An 11500-nucleotide genomic window follows, 5' to 3' on the forward strand; every position below is an offset into this window, starting at 1 on the left:
GAAAAGCGACAATGAACGGGCGAGCAAAAAGGAGGTAAACAAGGTGACACGGTAGCGATGTCTGAGGTTTTTGGGGCAGAGACAGACATGGCACAGAGCTAAAAAAACGCGGTGAAAGTGCCTAGCCGCCGTCAAGTGATTTCCACAATGCCGGCAAAGCTCGCCGGTTTCGACGTCGCTGTCGCTGTCGCTAACGCGTCGTGCGCAAAGGCAAAGATCGATTGTGAGATCAATTCACAAGAACGGGATGGTCTTCTTCCCGGATGCATGAAAAAAAGTTTACGCGATCTTAGCTCAGGCTAGCGTTTTGCAAGGCCGCCTTTGACGCGGCCTTGGGCGATTAAGGATGGGCGGTGATTAGCCCGCTATTGCCTTTATGGCGAGGGCGCGGATGCCGCCCTGCCCCAGGACAATCGTCAATATCTCGAAAGGATGATGTGTATGGGGCGCGCCGAAGCACAGTGGCGGCATCTGCCTGACGAATACGGCGGATGGGATGGCGTCTTCCGAGGCAACTGCGATGCTCGAAACTTTAGCCGAATTCGTAGAACGAGACCGAAGCGACGACATGATCGACAGCACCGCTGTGCCTGGATTAGGGTCGCTCACGACAAAGCATCCTACCCCGCCAAGACTGCTGTATTTTCGAGACCTCGGGTACATTCCCCCTCCGGCCGCGCTGGAGCATTCATTCGCTGAACCTATAGTCTCTATTTAAACTAACAATTTGCTGAATAACCAGGGCGCGTATACGAAAACTGCACGTTACAGATCAATCAGCTAATCAACAACGGGGAAACTGATGTCTCATTGCATTTCACGGATTGCTATGCGTTCCGCATTCGTACTTGGGCTAGCATTCGCTGTGACGCTACCTGCGGCTGCCGATGACCTGGCTTCGATCCAGGAAGCCGGCAAACTCAGCGCGGCGATGTCGGGGCAGTATCCGCCTTTCAGCATGATCGACGAGCAGAACCAGCTCGTTGGTTTTGATGTGGACATCGCCAATGCAATTGCCAAGCGGCTCAACGTAAACGCTGTGGCCGTCAGTACGGCTTGGGATGGGATCATTCCAGGTCTCTTGTCAAAAAAGTACGATTCTATTGTCGGTTCTATGGCCATCACCAAAGAGAGGCAGAAAGTTGTTGACTTCGTCGGACCCTACTATCGTGATGGCCGCGGCGTGTTTGTGTTAGATAGTTCAACGACGAAAAGGATGGCTGATCTCAAAGGCAAGACGATCGGCGTAACCCTTGGCGAGACGCATGAGAAATGGGCCCGCGAAACGGGTGGCTGGACGATACGCACCTACAAGGGACTTCCTGAACTTGTGCTCGAGCTAAAGGCCGGGCGCATCGATGCTGTTGTGGTCGACTACATCGCACTGCTGGCCGTGATCAAGCAAACTGGCGACCCAATTCACATGCTCGACACTCCAAATATCGAAGGCGGCAGTGTCGGCATCGGCATAGCGATTCGGAAGGACAATCCCGACCTCAAGGCTGCGATGCAGAAGGCCCTCGACGACATGATGGCCGATGGCACGTATGCGGCCATTGCGACGAAGTGGATCGGACGCGACATTCGTTGATCGCGAATTAAACGCTGGCCGATTGATGACCAGCTTTCAATGGGAGCCCACATTGGACATTGCCCTGGTTGAGAGGGTTCTTCCCTATTTCTTGGAAGCGGCCGGCATGACTGTCGCGATCTCGCTTCTGTCCTTCATTCTGGGGATGATCCTCGCCGCAACGCTGACCGCAATGCGTCTGTCGCCTAGCCGCACTCTACGCTCCATTGGCTCCATCTATGTCAGTATCTTTCGCGGCACCCCATGCCTCGTTCAGCTGTTCTTGCTTTACTTCGGAGGCCCGCAGATCGGCATCAATCTTTCACCCTTCACTGCGGGCTGGATAGGCCTGGGCATAAACATCGCGGCTTATATGGCAGAGTCCATGCGCGGCGCGATCCTGGCCGTCGATAAAGGACAGAGCGAAGCAGCCCGGACCATCGGTTTTGGCCGCATTCGCACCATGTGGCTGGTGATCTTGCCACAATCTGCACGGCTGATGATCCGCCCGCTGGGTGTTAACACGGTGGCCCTGATCAAGGGGTCTTCGTTAGTTTCGGCGATTTCAGTGGTGGATTTAGCCTACACCGCGCAACGCTACATTTCCTCTACGTTCAGGCCGTTCGAGATCTTTGCGGTTGCTGCTCTTCTCTACATGTTGATCATCGTCGCCGTATCAATGCTGGTGCGTCTGGCCGACCGACGCTTTGCGATCGATTGAGGAACATCGATGGAGGGTCTGGATCTTTTCGTTCTGATAGAATATCTGCCCCTTCTGGCAGAGGGGGCATTGTGGACAGCACTCATCTCGATGCTGGCAGGGCTTTTGAGCTTCGGCATGGGCATCGTCTTTGCGGTGGCCCTGCTTTACGCTCCCGCCGGCGTACGCGCTCTAGTCGCTGGCTTTATGTGGCTGTTCATGGGCACGCCCCTGCTCCTGCAACTCTTTCTGATCTATTTCGGACTGGTGCAGATTGGCATCGATATTCCTGCCATCTGGTCAGGGGTGATCGGTCTTGGGCTTCACTATGCGGTCTACAATGCAGATATTTTGCGCGCCGGCATTACGAGTATTGACAAGGGACAAACCGAAGGCGCCCGTTCGCTTGGTTTCGGCCGACTGGGCACCTTGAGCTATGTTGTGGTGCCTCAAGCGGTGCGACTGACCCTGCCTCCTATTGGCAGCAATATGATCGCATTGTTGAAGGAATCGTCGCTGGTGTCCGTAATTGGTGTCGCGGAATTGGTGAACGCGGCCCAGCTCGGTATTTCCTCCACCTTCCGCCCCTCTGAGTTCTATATATTCGTGGCTGTTGTCTACTACCTGCTCAACCTGATTCTCGAAGGCGTGCTGGCGCTGATTGCAAAGCGCGTGGAGGCAACACGATGACAAACATTAACCCCATGGTCGACGTGCGCAATGCACGCAAATCATTTGGCAATTTGGAAGTGCTGAAAGGGATCAATTTTTCGGTCGCTAAAGGGCAGATCATTGCGCTGATCGGCCCTTCCGGTTCCGGTAAATCGACCCTGCTGCGATCGATCAATCAGCTCGAAACGCTGAACGCAGGCGAGGTATGGCTCGACGGCGAGCGGGTCAATCTGGATATCCGAGGCATCGCGTATGAGCGCCATATCAACCTTGTGCGCCAGCGGATGGGAATGGTGTTTCAGCATTTCAATCTATTCCCCCACCTGAGTGTGCTGGAGAACATCAGCCTGGGACCAATCAAGTTGAAGGGCATGGCCAGAGCCGAGGCGCGCGAGCTGGCCTGCGACCTGTTGGCCAAGGTTGGGCTGGTGGACAAGGTGGATGCGTATCCCTCGCGGCTATCTGGTGGGCAGAAGCAGCGCGTGGCAATCGCCAGAGCGCTGGCTATGAAGCCAAAGGTGATGCTCTTCGACGAGGCCACTTCAGCGCTCGATCCCGAACTGGTCGACGAGGTCAACGCGGTGATGAAGCAACTCGCCGCCGAACACATGACTATGCTCATTGTCACCCACGAGATGCGTTTTGCCGCAGAGGTTTCCGACCACGTTATCTTCATGGATGGCGGCCGAGTGGTCGAGGAAGGTTCTCCCGTTCAGCTCTTCCGCAGCCCTCAGCAGGAACGCACTCGACAGTTCTTGCGAAAGCACCTATCCGCCTAAACCTTTGTCGTACCCTTATACGAAATGTCCTCCGTCAATGCCGGAACGGTTCATTTGATAGGTGGCTGTCATTCGAGATCGGTTAACTGCGATCCTGATGGGTCGGCTGAACATCCATGTTCCGCTGAATCGTCTGGTCAGCAACCCGGCCGAACGTTTCAGCAAAATTCCGGCGTGTCGCATCCGAGGCGGTATCCTGGGTGGCGAGTGTCGAGCTCTGTGGAACAGCCATGTCGATCCCCGTCCCGATCAGAGCGATGAGCACGGCTGAGCCGAAGGTTCGGAAATAATGGTTGTTCACCTTGTCGAGGTTCAAGCATCGCTGGCTCTACTTGAACTGCGGACACGGATCGCTCGGGTGGACGCTCTCCATGGCAACTGCGGTGAAATTGGCTGCAGAAATTCCTCGCCTGTCCCGATAGCATCAATGATCATCACCGGCTAAGAATCAAGTGACGGTTACACTCAAGTCTCATGGGCTCATTGAAAAAGTTTTGCCAGCCACAGGCCCCTCGTTCGAAGAGATTTTGGAGTGCCACTGCATCCCCCTCAGCGGCAGCCCGAGCCAAGGGACAGAGAACCACGACAACCATCAAAGCAGGAATTCGCAGCCTATCTGACGTCAGTTGTGTCTTTCGAACTCAACAACGACCACATCGGCGCGACATAAACCGTCACCGAACGGCTCTCGTCGACCGCCCGCAGCGAACGTACTTATGGAACTTTGATTAGTTGCAATGAAAGCAACGGCACAGTGTGGATGTGCACCGGATACCGTATGTGTCATCATGGCGAGCATACGAGTGTGATCGGCATACATGGAAAACCATTCCAACACTGTCGCCCACCTAGACGAGCTTGGTGAGGCGTCGTGTACCGTCAGACAGACGAGCCGCGTTCCACCCTTCGCAAACGGATATCCGACGGGGTTTATCGCCTTGGTGCTAGCAAGCGCAGTCAACGAGGGCTGCTGCCCTTGCGTTACCAACCGAGGGTGTCGCATTTGACGCCATTTTCTGCGAGTGCAGAACCCTAAAACCGCATCCTGGCCTGATGTTGACGGGCCGACAATTATCGTAGAAAACCAATCTAAATCGGTTCAGCTCCTTCCGCAGCGGAACTCAGCCCAGCCAGATTAGGAATCATGGACCGTCAGAAAAAGCCGACCAGGCAACGCAGATCTGGAGGCAAGGGCAACAACGTCAAGGCGGACCTGATCGCCGTCGTCGTCGCGATGAACAACAGCGTTCCTTGCGTTCTCACCATCCCGCAGGCAAACGCTTTGCCGTCAGGTCCGTTCGAACTCGCTCACCGTTCGCTGCAGTCCGGCCTCAGGGGATGGGTCGAACAACAGACCGGCTACCCGCTCGGCTATATCGAACAGCTCTACACCTTCGCCGATCGCGACCGGATTGGCGCCGAGGAACGCGTAATCTCGATCAGTTATCTCGCGCTCACGCAAGCCGACGATGCGGGCGCCGCAGCCAGGCGATCCTGGGCAAGCTGGTACGACTATTTTCCATGGGAGGATCATCGCTCCGGCGCGCCGGCGGCAGTGCTGGAACATCTGCTGCCACGCCTCAGGGAATGGGCGGATAGCGCTGACGAGAAGGCCATGCGGCTCGATCGCCGGCGTCGCACGGCTGTCGCCTTCGGCTTCGACGGCCGGTCATGGAACGAAGAGTTCGCGCTGCAGCGCTATGAGCTTCTCTACGAGGCAGCGCTTGTGGAGGAAGCGATACGCGGTAGACCTTCAGCCGCACTTACTCCGGTAGCGGGCAAATCGATGATCGCCGATCACCGCCGCATCCTGGCAACGGCTATTGCGCGGCTGCGCTCCAAGATCAAATACCGGCCCGTCGTGTTCGAGCTGATGCCGCCGCTCTTCACGCTCTTGCAGCTCCAGCGAACCGTTGAAGCGCTTTCCGGGAGGCTCATCAACAAACCAAACTTTCGCCGGCTCATAGAGCAGCAGGAACTGGTGGAGAAAACCGGGGAGACGACCACTGAGACCGGCGGCCGACCGGCGCAGCTCTACTGCTTCCGCCACGACATTCTCGATGAGAGGCCAGTCGCTGGGACAAAATTGCCGCTTATGCGGGCTTGACATCTCTTATAGTCACAACGGATATATAGGTCTTATATTCTTGTAGACTATAACTGGAGGCTCGATGAGCGCCATCCTGCCTTCAGGCGCGTCGCTGTACGACCGCGTTCGCCACTTTGTCCCCCCGATCGAATGGCCGGTTTTTGCCGAGGACATCGAGGCCATTCTCGACCTCAAGAAGCAGCGCAACGCCGTCATCCTGGCGCACAACTATCAAACGCCAGAGATATTCCACTGCGTTGCCGACATCGTCGGCGACAGCCTGGCGCTGGCCCGCAAGGCAATGTCGACCGAAGCCGACGTCATCGTGCTTGCCGGCGTGCATTTCATGGCGGAGACGGCGAAGCTGCTCAATCCGCAAAAGACGGTGCTCATTCCCAACCTGCGCGCTGGCTGTTCGCTGGCCGACTCGATTACCGCCGAGGATATCCGGCTGCTGCGGCAACGCTATCCGGGCGTGCCTGTCGTCACCTATGTCAATACGTCGGCCGAGGTGAAAGCCGAGTCCGACATCTGCTGTACCTCAGGCAACGCGAAGGCCATCGTCGAGTCGCTTGGTGTTCCCCAGGTGATCATGCTGCCGGACGAGTATCTGGCGAAGAATATCGCCGCCCAGACCGATGTGAAGATCATCGCCTGGAACGGGCATTGCGAGGTGCATGAACGCTTCACGCCGGCCGATATCAGGGAGTTGCGCGAAAGCCATCCCGGTGTGATCGTGCTCGCACATCCCGAATGCCCGCCAGACGTGGTGTCTGAAGCCGATTTTTCCGGGTCGACCGCTGCCATGTCCGACTATGTCGGACGACAAAAACCGCCTCGCGTCGTGCTGCTGACGGAATGCTCGATGAGCGACAATGTCGCGATCGAGCATCCCGAGCTCGAGTTCATCCGGCCCTGCAATTTGTGCCCGCACATGAAGCGGATAACGCTCGCCAACATCCGCGAGGCTCTGGAACAAAACCGGCATGTCGTGAGCATCGATCCCGAGATCGCCGGCCGGGCACGGCTCGCCGTCGAGCGGATGCTGGCCGTATGAACGCGGACGTCCGCAGCTTCTTCGGTCGGCCTATTGTCATCGGCGGCGGCATTGCCGGGCTGATGACGGCGCTTCACCTGGCGCCCGAGCCGGTGCTTCTCCTGTCCAGGACGCCGCTGGGAGCCGACGCTTCGAGCACGTGGGCACAGGGCGGCCTGGCTGCCAGCCTCGGCGATGACGACAATCCGGCGCTGCACCTGGCCGACACGCTCGCCGCCGGCGATGGGCTGTGCGACGCGGACATGGCAAGTCGCATCCTGCACGCGGCGCCCGGCGCGATTGAAACGCTGGAGGGCTTTGGGGTCCGTTTCGACCGCACGCCGGCAGGGAAAATACGCCTTGGGCTGGAGGCCGCGCATGGCCGACGGCGCATCGTTCATGCCGGCGACGACGGGAGCGGACGCGAGATCATGAGTGCCCTTGTCGCGGCCGTGCGTTCCACTCGCTCGATCGTGGTCGTGGAAGGCGTGGAGGCGCGACGGCTGGCCGTGGACGAGAATGCTGTGCGGGGCGTCTGGGCAAGCTCTTCAATGGGTCCCGTGTTCTTCGGTACGGGACGGGTCGTTCTCGCGACCGGCGGGATTGGCGGGCTGTTTTTCGACACAACCAATCCGTTGGGCAGTTGCGGACAGGGCCTGGCACTTGCAGCCCGCGCGGGTGCTGTCCTTGCCGATCTCGAATTCATCCAGTTCCACCCGACAGCGCTCGACGGGCCGGACCGTCCGCTGCAACTCATCAGTGAAGCGGTTCGCGGTGAAGGCGCTGAGATCGTCGATGAAACAGGCCACCGCTTCCTTGAAGGATTACAAGGTGCGGAACTCGCGCCGCGCGACGTTGTAGCGCGAGCGATCTGGAAACATCTTTCGAAAGGCCACCGCGTCTTTCTCGATGCGCGGGAAAAACCCGGCACGGCGTTCGCGCGGCAGTTTCCGACGATCGCCGCAGCCTGCCGCGATGTCGGCATCGATCCGGCACATGACCTCATTCCCATCCGCCCCGCCCAGCACTACCACATGGGTGGTGTTGCCGTGGATGGCGCCGGTCGCACTTCTGTTTCAGGCCTTTGGGCTTGCGGCGAAGTCGCCTCGACGGGGTTACACGGCGCCAACCGGCTTGCCAGCAACTCGCTGACCGAAGCCGTGGTGTGCGCGCGCTGGGTCGCCGAAAGCCTGGCAGGAACCCCTGTCTTGCGAACAAGGCCGGCGACTGCAAACGATTATCCTTCGCCCGATCCGAGGGCCGTGCGGCCTCTCCTGTCGCGCGCGCTCGCCATCGTGCGGGACGGCGAGGTCTTGAAATCAACCGCACGCGCTTTATTGCCGCTCGCCGAGGCCAATGACGCGGCATCGGATCCGGCGGCTGTCGGGCTGATGATGACGGTCGCCGCTTTGTCGCGAGAAGAAAGCCGTGGCGCCCACTACCGCCCCGACTTTCCCCATCGTGAAGCCATTGCCAGACGTAGCGAACTCACTCTCGCCGATGCCTTGGCGGCAGCGCGGGAACTCGCAGACGTCCCGAGCCTCGAGGGGGTCAGGTGATGAAGCTCGCACCACTTCCCACGGTCATGCTGGAGCCTCTTGTCCGGGCAGCTCTTCTGGAAGACCTTGGCAGAGCCGGCGACGTGACCACGGACGCAGTCGTGCCGAAAGAACAACATGCGAGGACCGTGCTGGCGGCGCGCCAGTCGGGAGTTGTTGCCGGCCTCGATCTGGCGATCCTTGCTTTCCGGCTGATCGATCCTGACGTCGAAATCTCCGTGGAGCGAGCAGACGGTAGCGAAGTCTCGCAAGGAGAGGTCATTGCAACGGTGAGCGGTCCCGCCCGGGCCATTCTCACAGCCGAACGGACGGCACTCAATTTTCTGTGCCATTTGAGCGGTGTCGCCACGGCAACCGCATCGATCGTCACCGCGGTTCGCGGACATGGCGCGAAAATCGTCTGCACGCGCAAGACTACGCCCGGATTGCGGGCGCTGGAAAAATACGCCGTGCGCGCAGGAGGTGGCGCCAATCACCGCTTCGGCCTCGACGACGCCATCCTGATCAAGGACAACCACGTTGCCATGGCCGGCGGAATTCGACCTGCCATTGAGCGGGCGCGCATGAGCGTCGGCCACCTTGTGAAGATCGAAGTCGAAGTCGATACGCTGGCCCAGCTGGAAGAGGCCCTAGCGCTTGCCCCTGACGCCATCCTGCTCGACAACATGTCGGTTGCCGAATTGCGGCAGGCGGTGGCGATGGTCGCCGGCCGGGCGATCACCGAAGCATCGGGCAGTATCACCGCCGCAACTGCGCCAGCCATCGCCGCCACCGGCATCGATCTGATCTCCATCGGCTGGCTGACCCACAGCGCGCCGATCCTGGATATCGGACTTGATTACCGGGACTCATGATCGACTGACAAACGGACGGCAGCGGGCTGATAAGCCTTCCAGTCGCCGTCAATCCGCCGGCAAAGAAGCCGTAACGCCGGAACCAAGGGAACAGGACAGGAATGTACGCATCGAATTCGACGAAGACATTGCCACAGGCTCAAGCCACAGACACAGGGATGTGGACCCTGGAGAAGGCTCGGGCGCTTCACGATGCTCCGTTCAACAATCTGCTGTTCCTCGCTCAAACCGTCCACCGCGAGAATTTCGATCCCAACAAGGTCCAGCTCAGTCGCCTTCTCAGCATCAAGACGGGCGGCTGCCCTGAAGATTGCGGCTATTGCAGCCAGTCGGCGCATCACGAAACCGGCCTGAAGGCATCGAAGCTGATGGAGGTCAGGCGCGTCATCGCCGAGGCGACCAAGGCACGTGACGCCGGCGCCACCCGCTACTGCATGGGGGCTGCCTGGCGAAACCCCAAGCCGCGCGACATGGATGCAGTGGTGGCGATGGTCGAAGGCGTCAAGGCGCTCGGCATGGAGACCTGCATGACCCTCGGCATGCTCGATCTTGAGCAGGCCGCTCGGCTGAAGCAGGCGGGTCTCGACTACTATAATCACAACATCGATACCTCGGAACGCTACTACAGCGAGATCATCAGCACGCGCAGCTTTGCCGACCGGCTCGATACGCTCGAACAGGTTCGCCAATCCGGCATCAAGGTCTGCTGCGGCGGGATTGTCGGCATGGGCGAAGAGCCGGTGGACCGGATCGACATGCTGGTGACGCTGGCCAATCTGCCGGAGCACCCCGAAAGCGTTCCGATCAACATGCTGATCCCGATACCCGGCACCCCGCTTGCCGAAGCCAGGCCGATCGAGCCGATCGAATTCGTGCGCGTCATAGCACTGGCCCGCATCATGATGCCGAAATCGCATGTGCGCCTTTCCGCCGGCCGCACCGCCATGACCGACGAGATGCAGGCGCTGTGCTTCTTTGCCGGCGCCAACTCGATCTTCGTCGGCGACACGCTGCTGACGGCGGATAATCCCGGCGAAGACAAGGATAGCCTTCTCTTCCGCCGCCTCGGCATCGAGCCGATGGCAGTCGAGACGCAATGAACGGGACACCGCTTGCCCGCTACGAGGGAACCTTGCAGGGACTGGCGCGCAGGGACCGGCTACGCACACTTGCGCCGCGCGCCGGGCTCGACTTTTCGTCGAACGACTATCTCGGGCTTGCAGGCTCCAAAAGGCTGGGCGAGGCGGTTGCGGCGGCGATTGCGCGGGGCACGCCGGTGGGCGCCACCGGGTCGCGGCTGTTGCGTGGCAATGCGCCGGAACACGAGCAACTGGAGGCGGACGCAGCGGCGTTCTTCGGAACCGAGCGCGCGCTGTTCTTCGGCAGCGGCTACATCGCCAACTTCGCTCTCCTGACTGCCCTGCCGCAGAAGGGAGACCTGCTGATCCTGGACGAAATCGCCCATGCCAGCATGCATGAGGGCGCGCGGGCAGGACGCGCCAAGTTCAAGCTGGCCGCGCACAACAACGTCGGTGCTTTCGAGGATGCGATCACGCGCTGGCGCGCCGAAGGTGGCCTGGGCCGTGTCTGGATCGCCGTCGAAAGCCTCTACAGCATGGATGGCGACCACGCGCCTCTTGCGAGCCTGATGGCGCTTGCCGATCGGCACGAGGCATTCATGGTCGTCGACGAAGCGCATGCCACCGGCGTCTGGGGACCGGCTGGCCGGGGGCTGGCCGCCACATTCGAGGGCCGCGACAACATCGTGGCACTCCACACATGCGGTAAGGCGCTTGGAGCCTCCGGCGCACTCGTCACCGGACCGCGAACGCTGTGCGACTATCTCGTCAACCGCTGCCGGCCATTTATCTACGCCACCGCGCCATCGCCGCTGATGGCCGTCGCAGCGCGCGAAGCGCTCGCCACGCTGTCCGACGAGCCGATGCGCCGCGTTCGGCTGCAGGAACGCGTTGCCTTGGCGGGCAGGCAGTTAGCCGAGCGGTGTGGCGTGACGCCCAGCGGCTCGCAGATCCAGCCATTCCTCATCGGCGACGTCGGGCGCACCATGGTGGTGGCGGCGGGACTGCAGACACGCGGCTTTGACATCCGCGGCATTCGTCCGCCGACGGTGCCGGAGGGCACGTCGCGCCTGCGCATTTCGCTGACGCTCAACGTCGACGACGCCGACATTTCTGCCATGGTCGAGGCGCTCGTTGAGGTGTTGGCCCAAACATGACCGGA

The 11500-nt window shown here is 60.0% G+C and carries 10 protein-coding genes and 1 pseudogene; 10 read left to right on the plus strand and 1 reads right to left on the minus strand.

The features are described 5' to 3' along the window. The first annotated feature begins 829 nt into the window (after positions 1–829). From CK227_RS14350 to CK227_RS14365, 4 genes are read left to right on the plus strand one after another with little or no spacing between them, the layout of a single operon-like run. The gene (locus tag CK227_RS14350; RefSeq protein ID WP_245433480.1) at positions 830–1591 is read left to right on the plus strand and encodes a transporter substrate-binding domain-containing protein; all 762 of its coding nucleotides are present in this window, start codon (positions 830–832) and stop codon (positions 1589–1591) included. A 52-nt stretch (positions 1592–1643) separates the two neighbouring features. After that, on the plus strand, positions 1644–2291 hold the full coding sequence (locus CK227_RS14355) for an amino acid ABC transporter permease (RefSeq protein ID WP_095774290.1): 648 nt from the start codon (positions 1644–1646) through the stop codon (positions 2289–2291). Between the two features lie 9 nt (positions 2292–2300). Continuing rightward, positions 2301–2960, plus strand: a complete 660-nt coding sequence (locus CK227_RS14360; protein ID WP_095774244.1) for an amino acid ABC transporter permease — start codon at positions 2301–2303, stop codon at positions 2958–2960. Continuing rightward, positions 2957–3721 carry an amino acid ABC transporter ATP-binding protein gene (locus CK227_RS14365; protein WP_095774243.1) on the plus strand — a complete coding sequence of 255 codons (765 nt, stop codon included), beginning with the start codon at positions 2957–2959 and terminating at the stop codon, positions 3719–3721. Before CK227_RS14360 ends, CK227_RS14365 begins: the two co-directional genes overlap by 4 nt. Before the next feature lie 100 nt (positions 3722–3821). On the opposite strand, the pseudogene CK227_RS14370 reads toward CK227_RS14365, so the two are convergent. Continuing rightward, positions 3822–4028 (minus strand): annotated as a pseudogene (locus CK227_RS14370) (TrbI/VirB10 family protein); the annotation flags it as partial. Between the two features lie 837 nt (positions 4029–4865). Here CK227_RS14370 and CK227_RS14375 point away from each other — a divergent pair. The 6 genes from CK227_RS14375 (at position 4866) to CK227_RS14400 (ending at position 11495) form a co-directional block, all read left to right on the plus strand. Beyond that, entirely contained in the window at positions 4866–5828 is a 963-nt protein-coding gene (locus CK227_RS14375; RefSeq protein ID WP_095774242.1) for a hypothetical protein, read from the plus strand. Between the two features lie 64 nt (positions 5829–5892). Beyond that, a complete protein-coding gene (nadA, locus tag CK227_RS14380; protein WP_095774241.1) occupies positions 5893–6867 on the plus strand; it encodes a quinolinate synthase NadA in 975 nt (324 codons plus the stop codon). Continuing rightward, on the plus strand, positions 6864–8405 hold the full coding sequence (locus CK227_RS14385) for an L-aspartate oxidase (protein ID WP_095774240.1): 1542 nt from the start codon (positions 6864–6866) through the stop codon (positions 8403–8405). The genes nadA and CK227_RS14385 overlap by 4 nt, the downstream gene beginning before the upstream one ends. Next, a complete protein-coding gene (gene nadC / locus CK227_RS14390; protein WP_095774239.1) occupies positions 8405–9259 on the plus strand; it encodes a carboxylating nicotinate-nucleotide diphosphorylase in 855 nt (284 codons plus the stop codon). Before CK227_RS14385 ends, nadC begins: the two co-directional genes overlap by 1 nt. 158 nt (positions 9260–9417) lie before the next feature. Continuing rightward, positions 9418–10359, plus strand: coding sequence for a biotin synthase BioB (gene bioB / locus CK227_RS14395; RefSeq protein WP_245318196.1), 942 nt, complete (start codon positions 9418–9420; stop codon positions 10357–10359). Next, the gene (locus CK227_RS14400) at positions 10356–11495 is read left to right on the plus strand and encodes an 8-amino-7-oxononanoate synthase (RefSeq protein ID WP_095774237.1); all 1140 of its coding nucleotides are present in this window, start codon (positions 10356–10358) and stop codon (positions 11493–11495) included. The genes bioB and CK227_RS14400 overlap by 4 nt, the downstream gene beginning before the upstream one ends. The last annotated feature ends 5 nt before the right edge of the window (positions 11496–11500 follow it).

The organism is Mesorhizobium sp. WSM4308 (assembly GCF_002294905.1).
In the GTDB taxonomy this organism is placed as follows: Bacteria; Pseudomonadota; Alphaproteobacteria; order Rhizobiales; family Rhizobiaceae; genus Mesorhizobium.

Excerpts from the sequence above, each read along its gene's own strand:
- CK227_RS14400 (WP_095774237.1), top strand. The coding sequence starts at position 10,356 with ATGAACGGGACACCGCTTGCCCGCTACGAGGGAACCTTGCAGGGACTG.
- nadC (WP_095774239.1), top strand. The coding sequence starts at position 8,405 with ATGAAGCTCGCACCACTTCCCACGGTCATGCTGGAGCCTCTTGTCCGG.
- CK227_RS14365 (WP_095774243.1), top strand. The coding sequence starts at position 2,957 with ATGACAAACATTAACCCCATGGTCGACGTGCGCAATGCACGCAAATCA.
- nadA (WP_095774241.1), top strand. The coding sequence starts at position 5,893 with ATGAGCGCCATCCTGCCTTCAGGCGCGTCGCTGTACGACCGCGTTCGC.
- CK227_RS14385 (WP_095774240.1), top strand. The coding sequence starts at position 6,864 with ATGAACGCGGACGTCCGCAGCTTCTTCGGTCGGCCTATTGTCATCGGC.
- CK227_RS14360 (WP_095774244.1), top strand. The coding sequence starts at position 2,301 with ATGGAGGGTCTGGATCTTTTCGTTCTGATAGAATATCTGCCCCTTCTG.
- bioB (WP_245318196.1), top strand. The coding sequence starts at position 9,418 with ATGTGGACCCTGGAGAAGGCTCGGGCGCTTCACGATGCTCCGTTCAAC.
- CK227_RS14350 (WP_245433480.1), top strand. The coding sequence starts at position 830 with ATGCGTTCCGCATTCGTACTTGGGCTAGCATTCGCTGTGACGCTACCT.
- CK227_RS14375 (WP_095774242.1), top strand. The coding sequence starts at position 4,866 with ATGGACCGTCAGAAAAAGCCGACCAGGCAACGCAGATCTGGAGGCAAG.